Raw genomic sequence first — 21,803 nt, 5'->3', positions numbered from 1 at the left:
ATGCCGGAGTAGGGAACATGCGCTTGTCTTTGGGTTAGGCCGGGACGTTGAGCTCCAGGTCCAGGGTGTTCGTCTCCACGTAGTCGAGGGCCCGCCGGACCGCGCCCACGGTGACGATGGCGTCGCCCAGTGGCGAGACCGCCACCCTCGGCGGGGTGGCCGTGAATTCCGGCAGGCGGGCCGCGATGGGCTCGAGCAGGACCCCCGCCGAGTTGGCAACGGCCCCGCCGATCACCACGAGCTCGGGGTTGATCATGGTGGCCATCGAGCCGATCACCCGCGCCATCCTCTCGGCAAGCCGGTCCAGGATCTTCAGTGCCGCCGCGTCCCCGGCGGCCGCGGCGGCAAAGACATGCTCGGCTTCGGCCCCCGTGGCCGCGTAGTCGCGGAGGGACGTCTCTGCGGCGCCCGCCAGGGTCTCCGCAGCCCAGACGCGCGCCAGCGTCGCGATGCCGAACGTGTCACCCACGCCTTCCACCAGGTCCAGGTACGCGAGCTCACCCGCGCCGCCGCCGCTGCCGTGCAGCAGGCGGCCGCCTTCGATGACGCCGGAACCGAAGCGTTCACTCGCCAGGATTACGACGACGTCGTCCACGCCCGCCGCCGCGCCCCGCCACCGGTCGCCGAGGGCGGCGAGGTTGGCGTCGTTCTCGAGCAGGACGGTCCACCCGTGCAGCTCGTGCAGCGCAGACTTCAGGCCGACGTCGAACAGTCCCCAGAACTGCTGTGATGCCAGGACGTTGCCCTTCCGGTCCACCGGTGCTGCGATGCCGGCGCACACGGCCAGCACTGCGTCAGGGGAGGCCTCCACGCTGTGCAGCGCCATCATGGCGGCCCGGTCAATGACCCCGACGCGTTCCTCGGCGGAGATGTCCGCAATCTCAAACGGCTGGCTGGCCCGTCCGAGCGCCTTGCCACGAAGATCGGAGACCACCACGGTGGCCTTGGAGAAGCCCACGTCCATGCCCAGGACGTAGCCCGCCCGCTCGTTGAGTTCGAACCGCCGGGCGGGGCGTCCCTTCTGGTATCCGCCAAAGGCGCGCTGGTTCTCCAGCTCCGTGATCCACCCGCGCTGCATGAGGTCCTCGCACACGGAAATGGCGGTGGCCCGGGTCAGGCCGGTGGCCTGGATGACCTCGGTAACGGTCACCGCGCCGGAGGCGCGCATGAAATCCAGGACCGCTCCGGCGCTCACGCGGCGGAGCAGTTGGGGCGTTGCCGCCGTCATCTCGGACATGGTGTTGACCTCCTTGTGCTTTGCCCCACATAATACTTGAGGAATTAAATTTAGATTCCATATAAACCCCTCTTGTGGACCGGACGGCCGCCGGCCCCGTGGATTTTCCTTCCAGCTTTTGCCTCAGCCTTTTGCAAAGGAGCAACTGTGAACAGCCCTTCGAAGCACCGCCCCCTCCGTAGCCGGCAATGCCCGGCCCGAGCTGCCCGGACTGCCGGCTGCCAGTTCCCCGCACCGGCCACCGCGCCGTGAGCGCAACCCCGCTCAGCCGCCGCGCCCTGTTCAGGGCCGCTGGGCTCGCAGGTGCAGCAGCTGTTTTCCCGCTGGCAGGCTGCGGTTCCGTGCACAGCAGCCAGAACGGCGTCACCACACTGCGCTTCATGCAAAACAAGCCCGAGGTGGTGACCTACTTCAACCAGGTGATCAAGGACTTCGAGGTGCTCAACCCGGACATCCGCGTCATCCAGGACTTCAACGAGGGCAACTTTGTTCCGGGCCTGGTCCGCAACGACCCACCCGATGTCGTGACCCGCGGCTTCGCGCAGGCCACGGCCGACTTCGTCCGCAAGGGCGTATTCGCGGACCTCTCGGACCTTCCCGAGGCAGCCACGATCGACCCCAAGGTGCAGGACCTGGTCAGCTCCTGGGGCCAGTACAAGGGACACGAAACCAGTGCCCTCCCGTTCTCCCTGGCCGCCGCCGGGGTCATCTACAACCGGGACATCTTCGAGGCGGAGGGCGTGCAGGTTCCGGCCACGTGGGACGAGTTCGTCGCGGCCTGCGAGACGTTCAAGGCTGCCGGCATCACGCCCATCTACGGCACCTTCAAGGACAGCTGGACCCTCGGACAGGGCATGTTCGACTACCTCGCGGGGGGCTCGCTGGACGTGGGCGTCTTTTTCGCGAGGCTCGCCGCCCGAGGAGCCGCCGTCACGGAAGACGCCAAGGAGTCGTTCACCAGCAACTTCGGCCCGGTCCTGCCCAAGATGCTTGAGCTGGCGGCATTCTCTCAGAATGGCGCCACGAGCAGGAACTACGCGGACGGCAACGCCGCGTTCGCCAAGGGGCAGGGGGCCATGTACCTGCAGGGCCCGTGGGCGCTGTCCCAGCTTGAGGCCGCGAACAAGAACGTCAGGCTCGGCAGCTTCCCGCTGCCCGTCACCAACAACCCCGCGGACACCAAGGCCCGGGTCAATGTGGACATGGCCCTGTCCATCACGCGCAACACCCCGAACATGGCGGCGGCACGGCGGTTCGTCAGCTACCTGCTGGACCCCTCGGTGGTGGACGCCTACAACGGGAAAAACGCGGCGTTCTCACCGCTCAAGGAAGCACCCGCCGTCGAGAATCCCCAGATCACTGGCCTCGCCGCCTCCGTGCGGGAGGGGCGGTACTACCAGGGGGCCACCACCTACTTTCCGCCGTCGGTACCGCTGTACAACTACATCCAGTCCTTCGTGTACGGCAAGAACGGCCAGCAGTTCCTTACCGCCCTCGACGACGAATGGCGCCGGGTCGCCGAGCGCACCACGGTCTGACCCGCCCAACTCCAGGAGCCCCCATGACTACAACTTCAGAGTCGGCGCAGGCAGCCCCGGCTACCGCTTCGACCGTTCCCCCGAAGGGCCCGCTGCGCACCGTCCGTGCCAGGGGCCGTATCGACCCCGTGTACTACTGGATGGTGGTGCCGGTCCTGGCACTGTTCGCCTTTTTCATCACCCTGCCGGCCCTGGTGGGCGTGTTCTTCAGCCTGACGAACTACGCCGGGTACGGGGACTGGAAGTTCATTGGACTGTCCAACTACATCAACATCTTCCGGGACCCGGCCATCCTGCAGTCCTACATCTTCACGTTCGTCTTCGCCCTGACCACCACCGTGGTGGTCAACATCGTTGCACTCGCAATCGCCCTCGGACTGAACGCCAAAATCAAGTGGCGCACCGGCATCCGTACCGTCTTCTTCATCCCCATGGTGCTCTCGGCCCTGGTGGTGTCCTTCGTGTTCAACTACCTGTTCTCCAACACCCTGCCCGTGCTGGCGGACAGCCTCGGCGTGACGCCGCTGGCCACGAGCATCCTGGCCAACGAAAACTACGCATGGATTGCGATCGTGCTGGTCACCGTCTGGCAGGCGGCTCCGGGCGCCACCATCATCTACCTGGCCGGGCTGCAGAGCGTCCCCTCCGAGGTGTATGAAGCCGCGGACCTCGACGGCGCCGGCAGCTTCCGGCAGTTCGCGAGCCTGACGCTGCCGCTCATCCTGGGGTACCTCGTCATCAACGTGATCCTCGGCTTCAAGGGGTTCCTCGGTATCTACGAAATTATCGTGGGCCTCACCGGCGGCGGCCCCGGCATGGCCACCCAGTCCGTGGCCATGCGCATCTTCTCCGGCTTCACCGGCGGGGACTACTCCTACCAGATGGCGAACGCGGTCATCTACTTCCTGATCACCCTGCTGATCTCCGTCATCCAGTTGCGCCTCATCCAGCGCCGGGGGGTTTCTCTCTAATGACAGCACCCACACTTTCCAAGCCAGTGAACCGTACGGCTGCAGCGGGCAGGACCCGCAAATCCGGCAGGGAGGGTTACAAGGTCAACTGGTGGCTCACTGCGCTGATGCTCGTGGCCTCGCTGACCGTGCTGCTCCCGCTGTACTTCACCGTGGCCATGGCCCTGAAGTCCGCGGGCCAGATCGGAACCGGCACGGGACTGGAATGGCCCAGCCCGGTGAACTGGGAGAACTTCGGCGCCGCCTACGTGGCGACGAACTTTCCGCGGGCCTTCATGTCGACGGCGTTCGTCACGGTGCTCAGCGTCATGGGATCGCTGGCCTGCAGCTCGCTGGTGGCCTACGCCATCGCCAGGAACTGGAACCGGAGATTTTTCCGCGGCTCGTTCGTGTACCTTCTCTCTGCGATGTTCATCCCGTTCCCGGTGATCATCCTGCCCCTCATCAAGCAGACGGCCCTCCTCGGCCTGGACAACCCGGGCGGCGTGGTGTTCCTGCACGTGCTGGGCGGCATCTCGTTCAACACGCTGCTGTACATCGCCTTCGTCCGATCCATTCCGGTGGAGCTTGAGGAATCAGCGAGGCTCGACGGCGCCACCACCTGGCAGGTGTTCCGCACGATCATCTTCCCGCTGCTGGCCCCCATGAACGCCACCGTGGGCATCTTCGCCTTCCTCGGCTCATGGAACGACTTCCTGCTGCCGCAGATGATGATCGCCGATCCCGCCCTGCAGACCCTTCCCGTGGTGCAGATGCTCTTCCAGGGAGAGTTCAACACCAACTACAGCCTCGCATTCGCGTCCTACCTCATGGCCATGGCACCCACCCTGGTGGTTTACATCCTGGCCCAGCGTTGGGTACTGTCCGGAGTCATGCGCGGGGCCGTCAAGTAGACCCATCAAACCAGTCCAGCAACAACCCCAACCACAAGAAAAGGATCATCCCTTGTCCACCACCGCCACGCTGGCAACCCTTTCCGATTCCGACCGCCTGGCCGATCCGAACTGGTGGCGCCAGGCGTCCGTCTACCAGATCTACCCCCGCAGCTTTTCCGACTCGAACGGTGACGGCCTGGGCGACATCAAGGGCATCACGGCCAAGGTCCCGTACCTGAAGACGCTCGGAATCGACGCCGTCTGGCTTAGCCCGTTCTACCCTTCGGCCCTCGCCGACGGCGGCTACGACGTGGATGACTACCGCAACGTGGACCCGAAGCTCGGCACGCTGGAGGACTTCGACGAGATGGCCGCAACCCTCCACGCCGCCGGAATCAAGCTGATCGCTGACATCGTCCCCAACCACTCCTCGGACCGGCACGAATGGTTCAAGGAAGCCCTCGCCTCACCGAAGGGCTCCCCGGCCCGGGACCGCTACATCTTCCGGGACGGCAAGGGCCCCAACGGTGAGTTCCCGCCGTCGGACTGGGACTCCGTCTTCGGGGGCCCCGCCTGGGAGCGCATCACCGAACCGGACGGCACGCCCGGCCAGTGGTACATGCACATTTTTGCCAAGGAGCAGCCGGACCTGAACTGGGCCAACCGGGAAATCCGCGACGACTTCCTCAAGACGCTGCGGTTCTGGTCGGACCGCGGCGTGGACGGCTTCCGCGTTGACGTGGCGCACGCCCTCACCAAGGACCTCACCGAGCCGCTGCTCTCCAAGCTTGAGCTGAGCGCCGCCAACACAGGCACGGACGGGTTCGACGACGGGTCGCACCCGTTCTGGGACCGCGACGAGGTCCACGAGGTCTATGCCGAGTGGCGCGAGGTTTTCAACGAGTACAACCCGCCGCGCACCGCCGTCGCCGAGGCCTGGGTGCACGCCACCCGCCGTGCCCGCTACGCCAGCCCCGAGGGCCTGGGCCAGGCGTTCAACTTCGACCTCCTGCAGGCCGACTTCGACGCCGAGGAGTTCCACGAGATCATCACCCGCAACCTGGCTGAGGCGGCCGCCACCGGCGCCTCCTCCACCTGGGTGTTCTCCAACCACGACGTCGTCCGGCACGCCACCCGCTATGGCCTGCCCAAGGGCGCCAAGGGCAAGCACGCCAAGGGCCAGGACGGCAAAGACTGGCTGCTGGCCGGCGGACCGGAGGAGGACCTCGACGTAGAGCTCGGCCAGCGCCGGGCCCGCGCCGCAACGCTCCTCATGCTGGCACTTCCAGGCTCCGCCTACCTGTACCAGGGCGAGGAACTGGGCCTGCAGGAAGTGGCGGACATCCCGGAGGCCGAACGCCAGGACCCGTCCTTCTTCCGCAACAGGGGAGTGGAAGTGGGCCGCGACGGTTGCCGCGTGCCGCTGCCGTGGTCCGTGGAAGGGGCGTCCTTCGGGTTCGGTGACGGCGGCGCGCACCTGCCGCAGCCCCGCTGGTTCAGCAGCTACGCCGTCGAGGCGCAGGACGGCGACCAGTGCTCGACGCTCGAGCTCTACCGCACGGCACTGAAACTGCGCCGCGAGCTGCAGGCGGCCGAGGAGCTGGAATGGATCGAAACCGGAAACCCGGAGGTCCTGCATTTCAGCCGCCCCGGCGGCTGGCAGGCAGTGACCAACTTCGGGGACGCCGCCGTCGACCTTCCCGCCGGCACGGTGCTGGTGAGCAGCGCGCCGCTGGAAGGCGGCAAGCTGCCGGCCAACGCCACGGCCTGGCTGCGCTGATCCTCACTGAATACCGTCTGCTGGCGGCCCTTGGTCTGATTGGACCGGGGGCCGCCAGCGGCTCGTTAAACACCCGGCTGCCGGGGCCTCTGTGCCGGGCCCGGAACAAGTGAAAGAGTGATGCCATGACTGAACAGACATCAGCACCATACGGCCGGCTGCTCTACGGCTGCATGGGCCTGGGCGGGGACTGGTCGGCAGAACCGCACGAAATCGCCGACGTCGAAACCGCGGCTGAGGCCATCGACGCGGCGCTGGACATCGGCGTCACGCTGTTCGACCACGCCGACATCTACCGGCACGGAAAAGCCGAGGCCGTGTTCGGGGAGGTGCTGGCCGGCACCAGCGGGTTGCGGGAGCGCATCCAGCTGCAGACCAAGTGCGGCATCCGGCTGAATGAGCGGGGGCTGGAAACCCACTACGACCTCAGCCCGGACGCCATCATCGAGCGCGTGAACGGGAGCCTTGAGCGCCTGCGCACCGACTACGTGGACATCCTCCTGCTGCACCGCCCGGATCCCCTGATGGACCCCGCGGAGGTGGCGGCCGCCGTCGGGAAGCTGATGGCGGAAGGCAAGGCGCGGGCGCTGGGCGTGTCCAACATGTCCGCGGCCCAGATCGAATTCCTGCAGGACAGCCTCGAGACCCCGGTGGTGGCCAACCAGCTGGAACTGAGCCTGCTCAAGCGCGACTGGCTGGAAAGCACCGTGCTGGTGAACCATCCCGATGCCCACAACTACAGCTTTCCGCACGGGACGCTGGAGTACTGTTCACGGCAGGGAATCACCGTGCAGGCCTACGGTGCCCTAGCCCGCGGCCACTACACCGGCAACCCGCCCGAGCGGCCCACGCCGGCCGAGAGCGCCACCGCCGCCCTGCTGGCCGAAATGGCCCGGGAGAAGGACACCACCGCCGAGGCCGTGCTGCTGGGATGGCTGATGAAGCATCCGGCCGGGATCGCGCCGGTCATCGGCACGGCCAACCCGGACAGGATACGTGCCTGCGCCGGGGCCGCCCGGGCTGCTAAGGCCATGACCCGGGCTGAGTGGTACCGGCTCTGGGTCACGGCCCGGGGCAGCAACATCCCTTAAACCCAAGTAGGTCGCAGCTGACGGTGTTCTGAGTGCTCAGAACGCCGTCTGCTGCGACCTACTTGGGCCCGCACAGCCTGGGACGGGCGAAAGACTTAGAGCGGGGCGATCTCCGAGTACGTGGAGGCATCACCCTTCAGGACCTGGCTCTGCTTGCCGTCCACACCCACGGGGATGTCCCCTGCGATGGTGACGCGGTTGAGCTTGCGCGGCTGGCCGTCGTAGTTGTCCGGGGCGTAGTGCTGGGTGATCCGGTTGTCGAAGAGCACCAGCTGGTTGGGCTCCCAGTTCACGCGGACCACGTTCTCGGGACGGGTCACATACGCCTGGAGCAGGCGGATGATGTCCCTGGATTCGGTGTTGGACAGACCCACGATCCGCAGGCGCTGCGCGAAGCCGCCAATGAACAGTCCGCGCTCGCCGGTCAGCGGGTGGACGCGCACCACAGGGTGGGCCGTCTCGAACTTGAGCCTGGTGAACTCCTTGCGGCGCTCCTCGGCGTTGGCGTGCTCCAGGTTCTTCGGCACCGAGTAGTCGTAATCGTTGGTGTGGATGGCCCACAGGGTGTCGGCGAAGTTCCGCAGCTCCTCCGGCAGGTCGCTGTAGGCGCCGGCGGAGGAGGCGATCAGCGTCTCGCCGCCGTAGGCCGGCAGGTCGATGCTGCGCAGTGTGGACGCCTGCGGCGGGTTGACCACAAACGTGACGTCGGTGTGCCAGTTGTTGGCCGAACCGTTTTCGCTGTCCACCGGCAGGACGTTCTCCTCGCCCTCGACCGAGGCAACCGTGGGGTGCGCCTTGGTGAGCGGGCCGAAGTGGTTGGCGAACTTCACCTGGGCCTCGTCGGAGAGGATGTTGGCTTCGCGGAACACAAGGGCCTTGTGCTCGTTGAGGGCCGCACGGATCTGTGCAACGGTCTGTGCGGGCAGGTCGCCGCTGAGGTCCAGGCCGCGGATCTCGGCGCCGATGCGTGAGCCCAGCTTGGAGAATTCGAGCTTTGTTTCGGTAGTGACAGTCATCGTTCTTTCCTCACTTCGTGCTGCGGTTACTTTGGATCGGGCTTACTTTGAATCGGTCAGGAGTCCGTTGAACTCGTTGGTGTACAGCTTCTTGGTGTCCAGGCCGGACTTGATGATGCCGGCGGACTTCAGGTACTCCTCCCAGCGGGTGAAGTCCTCGTCCTTGATCTCGCCCTTGGCGGGCACACCGACGCTCTTCCAGTACTGCAGGGCCGCGGGGTTCTCGTTGCGGCCCCGGTCCTTCAAAATCTTGGTGAGCCGGGCGATGACATCCTTGCGGGGCGTGGCGCGCTCCCAGTCGATGGCCTTGGCCACGCCCGTGGTGAACGTCCGGACCGTGTTGGGGTTCTGGGCGATGAAGTCGTCCCGGAAGACGTAGGGTCCGCCGGCAAACGAGCCGAACAGGTCGAAGTCACTGAAGACGGACCGCAGCCCGCCGTTGGCGACGGCCTTGTCCTGCAGGATGCCGCCCAGCGCGCCGGCATCCACCTGGCCGCGGCGGATGGCCTCCTCGGTGTCGTTCGGGGGAACCACCACGAGCTGCACCTGCTTGATCTCGTCAGCGCTCAGGCCGTTCTTGCGGAGGTAGGTGTTGATGACCGCCTCGGAGTGCGCGCCGAGGGTGTTGACGGCGATCTTCTTGCCGATGAAGTCGCGGGCCGTCCTGATGGGGCTGTCTCCCTTCACGTAGAAGCCGTTGAAGGTCTTGCTGTCCTCGCCGTAGTAGTTGATGACGGCCTTCACCGGAGCTCCCGCCTCCACGAGCTTCACCACGGCGCCGGCGAACGCGCCGCCGAAATCGGTCTGGCCGGTAGCTGCGGACTGGATGTCCTGCGGGCCGCTGATGGTGTTGCCCACCCAGTTCAGCTTGACGTCGCCCAGGTAGCCGAGGTCCTGTGCCAGCTCGGGGAGCGTTACGCTGTTGGCCCAGCCCTGGTAGCGGAGCTCCTTGACCTCATTGGCGCCGGGAGTTCCGGTGCCGGCTGCGTCATCGCCGGCGGCGCTCCCGCCGCAGCCGGACACCGTCAGGGCGATGACGACGGCGGCCGCAGCACTCAGGATGGTCAGGTGTCGTTTCATTGGGGGGTTCCTTCAGGGGTTGGTTGGCTGGTCCGCCACGTTCGATCCGGCCGCAGCAACGGCCGATGGATCGATGTAAGCGCACTCGGACGAAGCAGAAAAGTGCCCGGGTCACGTCGGGAAACCGTTGGAAATCCGCGGAAACACGGCGCAACAGCGGGACATGAGGCGCCCCGTTGCGGCCGGTGTTTCCCCGTGACATGCGGCAGCAAAGATCCCTGCGAAAGGCGTTACACTGTGGCTTTTGTTCGTATTGGTCTGCCCGGCAGGGCCGATCTGCGTCGCGTACATGGGTGCGCGCCCGATACGGTAGAACCATGACGTCTTCATCCACAGCCGAGATCACCCGGCACGAACGCAATATCCCCGCCGAGATCGCCCGCTCGTGGCTGCTTGTCAACGCAATGAAAACCGAGCTGTTCGACCAGTCCGCCGTGTCCCGCGCGGACTCGATCATCCTGGACATCGAAGACGCCGTGGACCCCTCGCAGAAGGACGCCGCCCGCGAGAACGTCGTGAACTGGCTCTCCGCCGGCGGCCAGGCCTGGGTGCGCATCAACGACGCCACCAGCAAGTTCTGGGCTGACGACCTCGCGGGCCTGCGCGGCACGCCGGGGCTGCTCGGCGTCATGCTGGCCAAGACGGAGTCCGCGGACCAGGTCACCGAGTCCTTCCACCGCATGGACGGCAAGACGCCCGTCATCCCGCTCGTGGAATCCGCGCTCGGCATCGAGGAGGCCAACCACATCGCCAAGGCCCAGGGTGCGTTCCGCCTGGCCTTCGGCTCCGGCGACTTCCGCCGCGACACCGGAATGGCCAACACCCAGGAGGCCATGGCCTACCCGCGCGCCAAGCTCGTCGTGGCCAGCCGGGTGGGCAACCTGCCGGGCCCCATCGACGGACCGACGGTGGGCACCAACCACCCGATCCTGCGCGAGCAGACCGGCGTCACGGTAATGATGGGCATGACCGGAAAGCTCTGCCTGGCCATCGACCAGACCAGCGTCATCAACGAGGTCATCAGCCCCACGCCGTCGGATGTTGCCTGGGCCACCGACTTCATGGCCGATTTCGAGGCCAACGGCCGGGTCATCCGTGACGGCTCCGACCTGCCCCGCCTCGGCCGCGCAGAGAAGATCATGAAGCTCGCGGTAGCGTTTGGCGTGCAGCCCGCCCTGTAAGCGGCACCAGCATTAACAGGAGGCCCCGTGACCGATACCCGCTATCTGGTGCACGGGGTCTTTTGGGATGGGCCGCCGCCCGTTTCCGCGGCGTCCGACGGCGGCCGGCCGGTTCTGCGCCTCCAGCACCTTGCCGGCGGGTTCAGTGCGGTGACGCTCGACGCCGGTGCCCGCCTCGGGTTCCAGGTGGCGGAGAGCGGCAAGCACTGCCTCGGCCACACCAAGGTTTTCTCCGCCACCGAGCGCCGGCACGTCACCTGCCCGGCCGCTGCCCGTGCCGTGCGGGGCACCCAGTGTGAGCCCTGCCAGCTGGCCGACGACACCAGGCTGATCCACGACTTCCACCGCGGCGGACGCGTCCCGGCAGGCCTGCGGGACTATCTCATGCAGCCGCACTGGCTCTACGTCGCCACGTTCGCCAACGGCACCAGCAAGATCGGCACCGCCTCGCAGCCGCGCAAATGGAACCGGCTGGCAGAGCAGGGGCGGTGGTTGCCCGCTACGTCGCCCTGGCGGAGGACGGGCGGGTGGTGCGTGTCCTGGAGGACCTGGCCACGAGCGAAGCGGGGCTTGTCCAGCAGGTGCGGGGCGCGGCCAAGGCTGCCGCCCTGACGGAGCCGCTGCCCGGCGTCGAACTTGACCTCCTCAACCGGCGCCGGGCGGAGGACGTCCGGACGCTCCTGGCGGGCACCGCCGTCGGGGGATTTGCCCTTGTGGATGAGCAATGGATCCGTCCGGCGCAGGCCGCGGCGTTATGTGCGGCCGCTGCCCGGCACACGTACCCGCACGGGATGGACGGCGGACGCCACGGCTTCACCCTCCATGCACTGTGCGGCAGCCACGGACTGGCCGGGCTGGACGGTTCGGAGCTGGACTTCGTGGTGAATCTCGGGCTGCTGAAGGGGCGGCTGGTGGAACCGGGGGAGTACAGCTCGGAGGTGCCGGCGGTGCAGGAAGCCCTTTTCTGAGGGGGCACAGCGTTGGCTGGGTAAACTGGCCCAGTGCTGCAACAATTCTGGGCCACCGCGCCCAAATCCTACAAAATCCTCGTCTTCGCCGCGATGGGCCTCATCGCAGTGGGTCTCATCCTCAATATCGCAGGCAACGTCACCGCCAACCAGGGGCTGATGATCGGGTCCCTGCCGGTGATCGGCCTGGGCCTGGTGCTGCACATGGTGGGAATGGTGGTCCGCGGCCAAAGTGTCCGGAAGAACATCCCCAAGTAGGAGACCCGCACGCCGGCCCCGATAGGCTTGAACCCATGACTATCAATCCGGACCTGCAGGGACGAAGCTACCCTGCCGCAGAGGTGTATGACGTCGGCCGCGAGAAGATCCGTGAGTTCGCCCGCGCCGTCAAGGCCACCCACCCCGCCCACTTCGACGTTGACGCCGCACAGGGCCTGGGCCACCCCGACCTCGTGGCACCGCCCACGTTTGCGATCATCATCGCGCAGCGCGCCGACGCCCGGCTGGTGGAGGATCCGGAGGCTGGCATCGACTTCTCCCGCGTGGTCCACGCCGACCAGCGCTTTACCCACCACCGCCCCATCTTTGCCGGCGACCGGCTCGTGGCCGAACTGCACGTCGACGGCGTGCGTGCCATGGGCGGCGGCGCCATGATTACCACGCGCAGCGAGATTTTCGCCCTGACGGATGGGGACGCGCGGCAGCCGGTTTCCACCACCAAGTCATCCATTCTGGTCCGCGGAGAGGGACAGTAGCCATGAGCCCCACATTCGAAGAACTCAGCGTTGGCCAGGACATCGGCAGCCGCAGCATCGAGGTGACCCGGCAGGACCTGGTCAAGTACGCCGGCGCGTCGGGCGACTTCAACCCCATCCACTGGAACGAGGCCTTTGCCACGGGCGTCGAACTTCCCGGCGTCATCGCCCACGGCATGTTCACCATGGGTGCCGCCGTGCAGCTGGTGAGCGACTGGGCCGGTGACCCGGCCGCCGTCGTCGACTACCAGACCCGCTTCACCAAGCCGGTGCTGGTCACCGACACCACGGGAACCGGCAACGCCGGTGCGGTGATCGACGTCAGCGGCGCCGTCGGCGCGCTGGATGCCGAGGCGCGCACCGCGCGCGTGGACCTCACCGTGGTGTTCGACGGACAGAAGGTACTCATGAAGGCGCAGGCCCTCGTCCGGCTGGCCTGACGTGATGCTGCTTTGAGTTCCGCCGCTGTCCGGGCACGGACGTCACGTTGTGGCGCCGGCTGTCCCCGGCGGCCCGAAGGCTTCCCCGACTTTCCCCCGCTTCCCTGACTTCCCCTAGGCTGGACTGGTGACCCCTCCAATGCTTTCCGATCTGACCACGGCCGCCGTCGGCGGTCCCGCCGGCGACTACGTCGAGGCCCGCACCGAGGCCGAGATCATCGAGGCGGTGCGTGCCGCGGACTCGGCCGGGGAGCAGCTGCTGATCATTGGCGGCGGCTCCAACCTGCTGATTTCCGACGACGGGTTCCCCGGAACCGTCGTGAAGATTGCCTCGGAGGGGTTCAGCGTCAACGCCGAGGACTCCTGCGGCGGCGTGTCCGTGGTGGTCCAGGCGGGCCACAACTGGGATGAGCTCGTGAAGCACGCAGTGCTGCACGCCTGGTCGGGGATTGAGGCGCTGTCCGGGATCCCGGGAGCCACCGGTGCCACCCCTGTGCAGAACGTTGGCGCCTACGGCTCGGACGTCTCACAGACCATCGCCGCGGTGCGCACCTGGGACCGGGAGCGCAACGCCGTGAAAACCTTCACCAGCTCGGAACTGAAGTTCGGGTACAGGGATTCGATCCTCAAGCAGACCACGGTCAACGGCTCTCCGCGCTACGTTGTGCTGACGGTCGAATTCCAGCTGCCGCTGGGCCGCATGAGCGCTCCCATCCGCTATGCGGAGCTGGCGCGGGTCCTGGGCGTCGAACAGGGTGCGCGTGCGTACTCCAACGACGTGCGCCGGGAGGTTCTGCGGCTGCGCGCCTCAAAGGGCATGGTGCTGGACCCGGCGGACCGCGACACGTATTCCACGGGTTCGTTCTTCACGAACCCGATCGTGCCCTCCGAGGTGGCGTCAGGGCTACCCGAATCCGCACCCAGGTACCCGGGCGGTGCCGACGGGCAGGTTAAGCTGTCCGCGGCCTGGCTGATCGACCACGCCGGTTTCGGCAAGGGCTTTGGGCTGGAGAACGGGAGCGTCTCCGGCGGCCGGGCCTCGCTGTCCACCAAGCACACACTGGCCATCACCAACCGCGGGTCGGCCAGCGCCGCCGACATGGTGGCGATCGCACGCGAGGTGCGTGCCGGCGTCGTCGGGCGTTTTGGCATTGAACTGCACCCTGAACCTCTCCTGATCGGGCTCGCGCTCTAGCGGTTGCGGGCGCCTGCTGCGTTGCCGGCGCCCTAGGATGGGTTCATGGCAGCTGCTGTGAGGACCCGGGTTTCACTCAAGGTGATGGGCCGGCTGAGGCTGGCATCGCAGGGGCTGCTGGGACCAGGGTTCAACGGCGTGCCGGAGGCCGTCCGAGCGATGACCGCGATGCAGGCCCAGGATCTGCAGTCGGCTCTGTGGGCTGCGGGCGCCCGGGTTCCTGGCGCGGGCCTCAGCGACGTCCGCCGGGCCTTGGATGACCGGGCCGTGGTCCGCTCGTGGCCCATGCGGGGCACGCTGCACCTGCTGGCTCCCGAGGATCTGCGCTGGATCCTGAACATCACCACAGACCGGATGGTCCAGGGCACGGCCGGCCGGCACCGGCAACTGGAAATCACCGGTAGCGACGTGGAGGCGGCCCGGGAGACAGCCCTCGGCCTGGTAGACGGCGGACGGGCCGCCAGCCGGGAGGAGCTTTTCGCGGCCTACGAAGCGGCCGGGCAGGCCACCAAGGCCCAGCGCGGGATCCACCTTCTGTGGATGCTGTGCCAGAGCGCCTCACTGGTGCCCGGACCGCTGGAGGGCAACCAGCAGAAGTTCGTTGCATTCGACCGCTGGATCACGTGCTCACGGGACCTGGCCCGTGAGGAGGGCATCGCAGAGCTGCTGCTGAGGTACCTGCGCGGCCACGGACCGGCCACGCTGCGCGACTTCGCCTGGTGGTCCAGCATTCCGCTGACCGAGGTGCGGACGGCCCTGCCTGCGGTGAGCGGCGAGCTCGTGGAACTGGCCCATGACGGAACGCAGTACTGGCTGTCACCGGAGACCGCGGCTCTGCTGGACGGCGGCGTGCCCGGGCAGCGCGCGGTTCTCGCCCTTCCGGGGTTCGATGAGTTCGTCCTCGGCTACACGGACCGCAGCATCGTGCTGCCTGCCGAGCACGCGCAGAAAATCGTCCCCGGCGGCAACGGGGTGTTCAAGAAGGCCATCGTGGCCGGCGGCGAGGTGACCGGCACCTGGGCGAGGCTGGGGAGCGGGCGGGCGGCCGCCGTCGTACCTTTTCCGTTCGACGATGCGAAGCCCCTGGGCCCGGCGGCCACGGCGGGTTTCCGCCGCGCAGCCGAACGGTACGAGCGGTTCCTAGCGTCCTGACCGTCCCCGTCCTGGCCGCAGACCGCCCAGGGGCGACCGTCCCCGGGCACGTTCACCCGGGCAGACACAAAACCGGCCCTGCCCCGCGTGACGGCCCGGGGGCCGGTCGTGCGGGGAGGGCCGGTCGTGTGGGGCAGAGCCGGTCGAGTGACGCGAAGCTGGCTACAGCGTGCCGGTGGCGATGTTGAGCATGCGGCGCAGCGGCTCGGCGGCGCCCCAGAGGAGCTGGTCGCCGACCGTGAAGGCGCTGATGTACTGCGGGCCCATCTCGAGCTTGCGGATGCGCCCCACCGGGATGGTCAGGGTGCCGGAGGCTGCCACGGGGGTCAGGTCGGCCATCGAAGCTTCCTTGTTGTTGGGCACCACCTTGGCCCATTCGTTGTCCTCGTCGAGCAGCTTTTCGATCTCGGCAACAGACAGGTCCTCACGCAGCTTCAGGGTGAGCGCCTGCGAGTGCGAGCGCATGGCCCCGATCCGCACGCAGAGGCCATCCATGATCACGTGGTTCTCGTCCGAGGTGCCGAGGATTTTGTTGGTCTCGACACCGGCCTTCCACTCTTCCTTGGACTGGCCGTTGCCGAGGTCGGCGTCGATCCACGGGATCAGGGAACCGGCCAACGGCACACCAAACTGGGTGGCGTCGACGCCGTTGCGCTGGTGGGCCAGCACCTTGCGGTCGATGTCCAGAATGGCCGACGCCGGGTCGTTCAGTTCCGTGCTGACCTCGGCGTTGAGCGTGCCGAACTGGGTGAGCAGCTCGCGCATGTGCCGCGCGCCGCCGCCGGAGGCGGCCTGGTAGGTCATGGACGTGCCCCACTCGACGAGGCCGTTCTTGAAGAGGCCGCCGAGGCCCATGAGCATGCAGGAGACGGTGCAGTTGCCGCCGATGAAGTCCTTGACGCCGTTGGCGATGCCCTTGTCGATGACGTCGCGGTTTATGGGGTCAAGGACGATGATGGAGTCGTCGTTCATGCGCAAGGTGGAGGCGGCGTCGATCCAGAGGCCGTCCCAGCCCCGGCTGCGCAGCTCGCCGTGGACCTGCTTGGTGTAGTCGCCGCCCTGGGCGGTGACGATAATCGGCAGCTTGGCCAGGGTCTCGACGTCGAAGGCGTCCTCGAGCTTGCCGGCCGCGCCCGCGGCAGCACCGGCAATAGCCGGGGCGGCACCTCCTGCGTTTGAGGTGGAGAAAAATACCGGGTTGATGCTGGCGAAGTCGCCCTCGTCCTGCATGCGCTGCATCAGGACGGAGCCGACCATGCCGCGCCAACCGACCAGTCCAACGGACGGAGTAGCTGCTGTAGTCATTGAGCCAGTTTATCTTTGGATTTGGCAGGCCGCAGTCGGTTACGTCACCGCCACTGCCACACGGGGTGAAAAGACCTCAGTCGACGGGCCGTGGAAGGCTCCGGGCTTTGCGCAGCTTCTCGGCCCGGCGCTCCCTGAAGTAGCCGGACCAGCCGGCGAAGAGGGGGATAAGGATCAACAGGAACATCCACCAGGTTTCGCCCAGAATGTGCCACTGGCCCGTGATGGCGATCTGGACGAGGCCGTACAGCATCCCGCCGAAGCAGATGGTCACCAGGACGGCGAGGAAGAGCAGGCCTCCGGAGCTGTTGACGGGCTTGACAAGGCCTCCGCCGTCGTCCTTGCGCACTCCGTATTCGGCGCGCGAGTAGCCCACCATGTCCCCGTTTGCTGCCCTCCGATACATCAGCTGCTCCGCGGGAGGCGCGGAAGGCGCATAGTTGGGGTCCTGCGGAATTCCTTCGCTGTGCCTAGCCACGGGCATCTTCAATCGCGGCGAGCAAACCGGCGTCGTCAACGCCAGCGGTCTCGGCCACCTTGTCGTTGTCAAAGTCCGGAATGCCGGTGGACCACGTGTCGGCCTCGCGGCGGATCAGCAGGTGCTGCTCTGAAGTCAGGGTCTTGAAAACGAGGTACGCGGAACCGCCTTGTTTTTGCTCGACGTGCTGGTGCACAACGCGCAAGGTCGCTTCCGCTGAACTGATTTCCGGATCCTGGGCAAAGACGAACCAGGTGCCCAGGAGCCGTGGCTGGAGCATCAGGGAAACCCCAGGAGCTTCCAGCAGCGCCACGTTGTCCATCGTTTCGCTGGTCAGGAGGGAGATCTCAGTCCACCGGATAGCGTGGCCCAGCGCAGTGGCGACGGCAGCAGCCACGCCTTTCACGCCCAGATCGCCGTCGTCATCAACAGCGGCCAGGTCCCGTGCCAGCAGTGACGATGCACCTGCGGTGGACAGGGTGACGTCGTCGACCATCTCTTCTGCACGGAAAACGCTGACGGAACGGTCGCGGGCCGGGCCCTCGAAAACGTTGAGCAAATAGGCAAACTCGCCCACGCCGAAACCGATGACGTCGACGCCGAGGCGCGGCTCCTGCTGGGTTGGGTCCTGAACAGTCATGCTTCTCTCCTAGCCGCCGAATCCGAGGAACTTGCCCACGGACTTACCTGCATCAACCAACGTATCCTTCGAGTCGCTGACGAACTTTCCGGGATCCTTCACGGCATTGACCACTCCCTCGCCGATATTCTTTCCGACGCTGCTGATGGTGTCCCAATTCTCGTACACAGCAATGCCGACGCTGGCCACCTGGCATACAGTCCCGGCCGGAGGCGGCATGAAACATCCCACGCCAAGGCCAGTCTTTAGCGCGCCGCCCAGGCCGCCCTTGATGTCACCCTCAGAAAAGCTCTTCACGGAGTCGTAGGCGCTGAAGCCGACGCCAGCCCAGCCAAGTCCGCGTGCGAGGCCCGACTTGCCCAGCCATTCGAGCTTGGTGCCGGCGCCGAGCCAAGGCTTCTCTTCCAGGACAGGGCCCAACCTGGAAAGAATGCCAACGTGCTTGTTCAGGTTCTTCAGTGACGCGATGTCGGAAGCCTTGTCGATCACCCCGAGCCCGCGATGAGCGGATGCAGACCCCTTCAGCAGGTCGTCCAGGGCAGAGTTTCCGAGCAGCCTGTGAGCAGCAAAGCCAGCGCCACCAATGCGGTGGCGCCCCTGCAGAAACGACTTGATGAAATCGGCCCGCTGGTTCTTCAGCACCCAGCCGTACTGGCCGACGTGCTTGGCCAGGGTGAGCGGGGCCTTGATGAACTTCTGGATGGTCATGCCAGCCTTGAGCGCGCCGACGCCCCCGAGCAGCACCCCGCCCAGTACGCCGGCCAGCGATCCGCCGGGATCGCCAAGGGTGACGGGACCGCCGGCGGAGCCCGGGGAAGCGTCGCTGGCCTTCTCCTGCTCGTTGGCGTTGTCCAGCAGCTTGCGCGATTCGTCCTTGAGGACGCGCGCCGTCTGCTGGATGAGCGCCCGGTGGTTGCCGTTCCAGTCGGAGCGGAACTGGGTGGCGTCGTTGCCCGTCCAGGAAGGGTTGTTGTTGATCTGGTTCGTCAGTTGCGATGACGTCTGCAGCAGGGTGTCGGAGACCTTGCCGAACTGCTGCGCAAGAGTGCGAAGCTGCGTGACGTCGGCGCCCCACAAATTACCTGTCACTGCGGCTCATCCCCCCAAATCCTGACCGACCGCGCGGAGCCGGTTGCTGCTAAGTCCAGCCATCACTCTAGTTCGGACGCCAGACCGCCGCGATGGGCAGCACTCCCCATGCTGACGCTACTGGCGGCGGGGCTCCTCCAGCATCGCGGTCTTGCGGGCGCGCAGGGCAAAGAAGGCACCGAAGGTGAACACCTGCGTCACTACCACCAGCACGATGATGCCGGCGATCTTGTTGCCGCCCAGGATCATGGTCAGGCCAACAATCGCGGACAGCAGGGCAAACAGCGGCAGCAGCATGTAGCCGAGCACGAAGAGGGTTTCGGGTTTACGCAGCATCTTCTAACCTTCCGAGCGGTTCCATTTGGTGAACCGGTAGCGGGTGCCGTTGGCTCCCGTCAGCCAGCCGTCGGAGGGCACGGAAGTGCCGGCCACCCAGCCGTCGCCGAGCTCCGGGGCGTACGTGTCGCCGTCGGCGTCCACGTCGATCGTGGTGACCACAGCGACGTTGGCCAGGCCGGTGGACTCCTTGAAAATTTCGCCACCGCCGAGGATCCATACTGCTTCGCAGCCTGGGGCGAACTGGGATTCCAGCAGGGCGTCATCGAGGGATTTAACCACGACGGCGCCCTCCGCCTCGGGCGAGCTGCCCCAGTTTTCCTGCCGGGTGATGACGATGTTGGTCCGGTTGGGCAGCGGACGGTACTTTTCCGGGAAGGACAGCCAGGTCTTGCGGCCCATGATGACGGGATGGCCCGTGGTGACCCTGGTGAAGTGCAACAGGTCCTCGGGCAGGTTCCACGGCATGTCGCCGTCCTTGCCGATGACCCCGGCAGGCGTCTGGGCCCACACGAGTCCGATTCCGGTCATCCCTGCGGCGATGTCCTCGCTGAAAGCCTGCCCGTCCATAGTGCCCTCCGTGTTCATACGGCGATCGGCGCCTTGATCGTGGGGTGGTGCCGGTAGCCCACCACTTCGAAGTCGTCCAGCGTGTAGTCGAAGATCGACTCCGGCTTGCGGGTGATCTTCAGCTGCGGGTATTCGTACGGTTCCCGCTCCAGCTGCTTCAGGACCTGGTCCATGTGATTTTCGTAGATGTGCACGTCCCCGCCGGTCCAGACGAATTCGCCGGGCTCGAGGCCGGCCTGCTGGGCGAGCATGCAGGTCAGGAGTGAGTAGGAAGCGATGTTGAACGGCACCCCGAGGAACATGTCCGCGGAGCGCTGGTACAGCTGGCAGGAGAGCTTGCCGTCGGCCACGTAGAACTGGAAGAACGCGTGGCAAGGCGGGAGTGCCATGTCCTTGAGCTCGCTCACGTTCCAAGCCGAGACGATGTGCCTGCGCGAGTCCGGGTTCGACTTCAGGCTGTCCACGAGCTCGGCGATCTGGTCGATGTGGCCCCCGTCCGGTGTGGGCCAGCTGCGCCACTGCACGCCGTAGACCGGCCCGAGTTCACCGTCGGCGTCCGCCCATTCGTTCCAGATGGTGACGCCCTGGTCCTGCATCCACTTGACGTTGGTGTCGCCGCGGAGGAACCACAGCAGTTCGACGGCAACGGACTTGAAGTGCACCCGCTTGGTGGTGATCAGCGGGAAGCTTTCGCCCAGATCAAAGCGAATTTGGCGGCCGAAAACGCTGCTGGTGCCGGTGCCGGTGCGGTCTGATTTGTGCGTGCCGTTGGCCATGACGTCGCGCAAAAGGTCTTCATAGGGCGTTGGGATGCTCACGGGTCCAGTCTAGTCGGAGCTCGTCGGCGAGCCCGAAGGCAGGCCGCGGCGCCGCTGCAGGCCAGCACGGAGCAGTGCCAGAAGCTCCTCATCGGGCAGGCCCGCGTTGGTGCCAGCCTGGATGAGACGTTCGACGGCGGCACCCAGTTCCGCCGCGATCTCGCCGGAGCCGGCGGCACCGGAACCGGCGGCACCGGACGCCGGAAGCCCGACGATGACGGTTCCGTTCCGGCGCCGCGTCTCAGTCAGCCCGGACTGCTCAAGTTCCTTGTACGCTCTGGCGACGGTCCCGGCGGCAAGCCCCAGGTCTGCCGCGAGGCGGCGGACTGCCGGCAACCGGGTCCCGGCCGTGAGCCCGCCCGCGGCGATCAGCGCGCTGATCTGCAGCCGGATTTGCTCGTACGGGGGAGTGGGGGAGCCGAGGTCCACGGAAATGCCCGCTGTCATTGCGCAGGGTCCACCGGTGCGCGCCGAACGGCGGGCAGGCCCCCCGGGCCGAAAGCGGTCACGCGAATCAGGGATAGCGCCACCGCGGCTGCTACCAGCACGTACCCGGCGGCGGCCGCCGTCCCTTCCCACATTTCTGCCGGAACTGTCGGCGATCCGAGCAAGGCACCCCACGTCCGGTTCCCCGATATCAACAGGCCGCCCGCCTGTGCCAGCAGGAAGGCGGCAAGAATTCGCATGATCCTGTTGAGGGTGACGGCGCGGAGCGCCGCGTCCAGTCCGTCATCCGGGGTGAGGATGCCGCGGCGCCGGCGCACGGCTAGGGTAGCGGGCACAGCCGTGACGGCGACGGCGGCCGTTGCCACCGCCGTCGGGATCCAGCCCGGCAGCGCCGGTGTTCCGGACCCAAGCGCCGCTTCTCCGACGGCGGTCATGACCATCACGACCGCCAGCAGCAGGAGGCCAATGACGGCGGCGGTGAGGAGGGCAGGTGCCACCGGCCGGACGGGCCAGCCGCGGCGGGCCGGGGAAGCACCGTAATTCCGTTCGAGGAGCCGTTCGCCGGCCAGGATGGTCAGCAGGACACAGCCGGCCATCACGGCCGAGATCACGGTGGCACGGACCGGATTGGTGGAGTCCAGAAGGAACAGGACGGCGAACCCGGGCGCCACCGCGGCGAGCCCGAGGAGGGCGCCGAGGGACACGGTGAGTGCAGCGGCGGGATGCTTCTCGCTGCGGAGGTTCCGGATGCCTTTCCGGCCGGAGGACGACGCCGACCTGCGGCGGGACTTTGCGCGGACGTACACTGACCAGCTGCGGCGGCTGCCAGAGCCACATCACG

General features: G+C 66.7%; 23 protein-coding genes and 1 pseudogene. 12 read left to right on the top strand and 12 right to left on the bottom strand.

Annotation, left to right across the window (positions count from 1 at the left end):
- Positions 1-34: 34 nt before the first annotated feature.
- Positions 35-1,237 carry an ROK family protein gene (locus AC1DFE_RS12230; RefSeq protein WP_476906143.1) on the bottom strand — a complete coding sequence of 401 codons (1,203 nt, stop codon included), beginning with the start codon at positions 1,235-1,237 and terminating at the stop codon, positions 35-37.
- A gap of 248 nt (positions 1,238-1,485) precedes the next feature.
- On the opposite strand from AC1DFE_RS12230, the gene AC1DFE_RS12225 reads away from it, so the two are divergent.
- The 5 genes from AC1DFE_RS12225 to AC1DFE_RS12205 all read left to right on the top strand — a co-directional run bounded on the left by AC1DFE_RS12225 (position 1,486) and on the right by AC1DFE_RS12205 (position 7,492).
- The gene (locus tag AC1DFE_RS12225; protein ID WP_476906142.1) at positions 1,486-2,775 is read left to right on the top strand and encodes an ABC transporter substrate-binding protein; all 1,290 of its coding nucleotides are present in this window, start codon (positions 1,486-1,488) and stop codon (positions 2,773-2,775) included.
- 23 nt (positions 2,776-2,798) lie between these two features.
- Entirely contained in the window at positions 2,799-3,746 is a 948-nt protein-coding gene (locus AC1DFE_RS12220; RefSeq protein ID WP_476906141.1) for a carbohydrate ABC transporter permease, read from the top strand.
- Positions 3,746-4,639: a carbohydrate ABC transporter permease gene (locus AC1DFE_RS12215; RefSeq protein ID WP_476906140.1), complete on the top strand. Its 894-nt coding sequence runs from the start codon at positions 3,746-3,748 to the stop codon at positions 4,637-4,639. The genes AC1DFE_RS12220 and AC1DFE_RS12215 overlap by 1 nt, the downstream gene beginning before the upstream one ends.
- A 52-nt stretch (positions 4,640-4,691) precedes the next feature.
- Entirely contained in the window at positions 4,692-6,401 is a 1,710-nt protein-coding gene (locus tag AC1DFE_RS12210) for a glycoside hydrolase family 13 protein (protein WP_476906139.1), read from the top strand.
- Between the two features lie 125 nt (positions 6,402-6,526).
- Positions 6,527-7,492 carry an aldo/keto reductase gene (locus tag AC1DFE_RS12205; protein ID WP_476906138.1) on the top strand — a complete coding sequence of 322 codons (966 nt, stop codon included), beginning with the start codon at positions 6,527-6,529 and terminating at the stop codon, positions 7,490-7,492.
- Positions 7,493-7,587: 95 nt separating this feature from the next.
- Here AC1DFE_RS12205 and AC1DFE_RS12200 read toward each other — a convergent pair whose 3' ends face one another.
- Together AC1DFE_RS12200 and AC1DFE_RS12195 are read right to left on the bottom strand one after the other, a co-directional pair.
- Positions 7,588-8,508, bottom strand: a complete 921-nt coding sequence (locus tag AC1DFE_RS12200; RefSeq protein WP_476906137.1) for a TauD/TfdA dioxygenase family protein — start codon at positions 8,506-8,508, stop codon at positions 7,588-7,590.
- Between the two features lie 42 nt (positions 8,509-8,550).
- Positions 8,551-9,588, bottom strand: coding sequence for an ABC transporter substrate-binding protein (locus AC1DFE_RS12195; protein WP_476906136.1), 1,038 nt, complete (start codon positions 9,586-9,588; stop codon positions 8,551-8,553).
- Positions 9,589-9,905: 317 nt separating this feature from the next.
- Between AC1DFE_RS12195 and AC1DFE_RS12190 the strand changes: the two genes are divergently transcribed.
- The 7 genes and pseudogenes from AC1DFE_RS12190 (at position 9,906) to AC1DFE_RS12160 (ending at position 15,279) form a co-directional block, all read left to right on the top strand.
- Positions 9,906-10,769 carry an HpcH/HpaI aldolase/citrate lyase family protein gene (locus AC1DFE_RS12190; protein ID WP_476906135.1) on the top strand — a complete coding sequence of 288 codons (864 nt, stop codon included), beginning with the start codon at positions 9,906-9,908 and terminating at the stop codon, positions 10,767-10,769.
- A 27-nt stretch (positions 10,770-10,796) separates the two neighbouring features.
- Positions 10,797-11,737: pseudogene (locus AC1DFE_RS12185) on the top strand (DUF2797 domain-containing protein).
- 33 nt (positions 11,738-11,770) lie between these two features.
- Positions 11,771-11,995 (top strand): DUF3188 domain-containing protein, encoded by a 225-nt coding sequence (locus AC1DFE_RS12180; RefSeq protein WP_476906134.1) that lies wholly within the window; start codon positions 11,771-11,773, stop codon positions 11,993-11,995.
- 35 nt (positions 11,996-12,030) lie between these two features.
- Entirely contained in the window at positions 12,031-12,492 is a 462-nt protein-coding gene (locus tag AC1DFE_RS12175) for an FAS1-like dehydratase domain-containing protein (RefSeq protein WP_476906133.1), read from the top strand.
- Positions 12,493-12,494: 2 nt separating this feature from the next.
- Positions 12,495-12,932, top strand: coding sequence for a MaoC family dehydratase (locus tag AC1DFE_RS12170; RefSeq protein ID WP_476906132.1), 438 nt, complete (start codon positions 12,495-12,497; stop codon positions 12,930-12,932).
- A 127-nt stretch (positions 12,933-13,059) separates the two neighbouring features.
- The gene (locus tag AC1DFE_RS12165; RefSeq protein WP_476906131.1) at positions 13,060-14,127 is read left to right on the top strand and encodes a UDP-N-acetylmuramate dehydrogenase; all 1,068 of its coding nucleotides are present in this window, start codon (positions 13,060-13,062) and stop codon (positions 14,125-14,127) included.
- A gap of 45 nt (positions 14,128-14,172) precedes the next feature.
- Entirely contained in the window at positions 14,173-15,279 is a 1,107-nt protein-coding gene (locus AC1DFE_RS12160) for a winged helix DNA-binding domain-containing protein (protein ID WP_476906130.1), read from the top strand.
- Positions 15,280-15,441: 162 nt separating this feature from the next.
- Here AC1DFE_RS12160 and asd read toward each other — a convergent pair whose 3' ends face one another.
- From asd to AC1DFE_RS12115, 9 genes are all read right to left on the bottom strand, one after another.
- Positions 15,442-16,584, bottom strand: coding sequence for an aspartate-semialdehyde dehydrogenase (gene asd, locus AC1DFE_RS12155; protein WP_476906129.1), 1,143 nt, complete (start codon positions 16,582-16,584; stop codon positions 15,442-15,444).
- A gap of 76 nt (positions 16,585-16,660) precedes the next feature.
- Positions 16,661-17,062, bottom strand: a complete 402-nt coding sequence (locus AC1DFE_RS12150; protein ID WP_476906128.1) for a hypothetical protein — start codon at positions 17,060-17,062, stop codon at positions 16,661-16,663.
- Positions 17,055-17,702 (bottom strand): hypothetical protein, encoded by a 648-nt coding sequence (locus AC1DFE_RS12145; RefSeq protein WP_476906127.1) that lies wholly within the window; start codon positions 17,700-17,702, stop codon positions 17,055-17,057. The genes AC1DFE_RS12150 and AC1DFE_RS12145 overlap by 8 nt, the downstream gene beginning before the upstream one ends.
- 9 nt (positions 17,703-17,711) lie before the next feature.
- Complete coding sequence (locus AC1DFE_RS12140) at positions 17,712-18,791, bottom strand: WXG100 family type VII secretion target (RefSeq protein ID WP_476906126.1); 1,080 nt, start codon at positions 18,789-18,791, stop codon at positions 17,712-17,714.
- A 117-nt stretch (positions 18,792-18,908) separates the two neighbouring features.
- Entirely contained in the window at positions 18,909-19,127 is a 219-nt protein-coding gene (locus tag AC1DFE_RS12135) for an NF038396 family protein (RefSeq protein WP_476906125.1), read from the bottom strand.
- A 3-nt stretch (positions 19,128-19,130) separates the two neighbouring features.
- On the bottom strand, positions 19,131-19,715 hold the full coding sequence (locus AC1DFE_RS12130) for a dihydrofolate reductase (protein ID WP_476906124.1): 585 nt from the start codon (positions 19,713-19,715) through the stop codon (positions 19,131-19,133).
- Positions 19,712-20,515, bottom strand: a complete 804-nt coding sequence (locus AC1DFE_RS12125) for a thymidylate synthase (RefSeq protein WP_476906123.1) — start codon at positions 20,513-20,515, stop codon at positions 19,712-19,714. The genes AC1DFE_RS12130 and AC1DFE_RS12125 overlap by 4 nt, the downstream gene beginning before the upstream one ends.
- Positions 20,516-20,524: 9 nt before the next feature.
- Positions 20,525-20,962, bottom strand: coding sequence for a GntR family transcriptional regulator (locus AC1DFE_RS12120; RefSeq protein WP_476906122.1), 438 nt, complete (start codon positions 20,960-20,962; stop codon positions 20,525-20,527).
- Positions 20,959-21,768: a hypothetical protein gene (locus AC1DFE_RS12115; RefSeq protein WP_476906121.1), complete on the bottom strand. Its 810-nt coding sequence runs from the start codon at positions 21,766-21,768 to the stop codon at positions 20,959-20,961. Before AC1DFE_RS12115 ends, AC1DFE_RS12120 begins: the two co-directional genes overlap by 4 nt.
- Between the last annotated feature and the right edge of the window lie 35 nt (positions 21,769-21,803).

The organism is Arthrobacter sp. 05T423, from assembly GCF_056396245.1.
This window is presented reverse-complemented; position numbering and strand designations above follow the sequence as displayed.

Excerpts from the sequence above, each read along its gene's own strand:
- AC1DFE_RS12130 (WP_476906124.1), bottom strand. The coding sequence starts at position 19,715 with ATGAACACGGAGGGCACTATGGACGGGCAGGCTTTCAGCGAGGACATC.
- AC1DFE_RS12190 (WP_476906135.1), top strand. The coding sequence starts at position 9,906 with ATGACGTCTTCATCCACAGCCGAGATCACCCGGCACGAACGCAATATC.
- AC1DFE_RS12145 (WP_476906127.1), bottom strand. The coding sequence starts at position 17,702 with ATGACTGTTCAGGACCCAACCCAGCAGGAGCCGCGCCTCGGCGTCGAC.
- AC1DFE_RS12175 (WP_476906133.1), top strand. The coding sequence starts at position 12,031 with ATGACTATCAATCCGGACCTGCAGGGACGAAGCTACCCTGCCGCAGAG.
- AC1DFE_RS12135 (WP_476906125.1), bottom strand. The coding sequence starts at position 19,127 with ATGCTGCGTAAACCCGAAACCCTCTTCGTGCTCGGCTACATGCTGCTG.
- AC1DFE_RS12195 (WP_476906136.1), bottom strand. The coding sequence starts at position 9,588 with ATGAAACGACACCTGACCATCCTGAGTGCTGCGGCCGCCGTCGTCATC.
- AC1DFE_RS12220 (WP_476906141.1), top strand. The coding sequence starts at position 2,799 with ATGACTACAACTTCAGAGTCGGCGCAGGCAGCCCCGGCTACCGCTTCG.
- AC1DFE_RS12160 (WP_476906130.1), top strand. The coding sequence starts at position 14,173 with ATGGCAGCTGCTGTGAGGACCCGGGTTTCACTCAAGGTGATGGGCCGG.
- asd (WP_476906129.1), bottom strand. The coding sequence starts at position 16,584 with ATGACTACAGCAGCTACTCCGTCCGTTGGACTGGTCGGTTGGCGCGGC.
- AC1DFE_RS12170 (WP_476906132.1), top strand. The coding sequence starts at position 12,495 with ATGAGCCCCACATTCGAAGAACTCAGCGTTGGCCAGGACATCGGCAGC.
- AC1DFE_RS12205 (WP_476906138.1), top strand. The coding sequence starts at position 6,527 with ATGACTGAACAGACATCAGCACCATACGGCCGGCTGCTCTACGGCTGC.
- AC1DFE_RS12230 (WP_476906143.1), bottom strand. The coding sequence starts at position 1,237 with ATGTCCGAGATGACGGCGGCAACGCCCCAACTGCTCCGCCGCGTGAGC.
- AC1DFE_RS12200 (WP_476906137.1), bottom strand. The coding sequence starts at position 8,508 with ATGACTGTCACTACCGAAACAAAGCTCGAATTCTCCAAGCTGGGCTCA.
- AC1DFE_RS12215 (WP_476906140.1), top strand. The coding sequence starts at position 3,746 with ATGACAGCACCCACACTTTCCAAGCCAGTGAACCGTACGGCTGCAGCG.
- AC1DFE_RS12120 (WP_476906122.1), bottom strand. The coding sequence starts at position 20,962 with ATGACAGCGGGCATTTCCGTGGACCTCGGCTCCCCCACTCCCCCGTAC.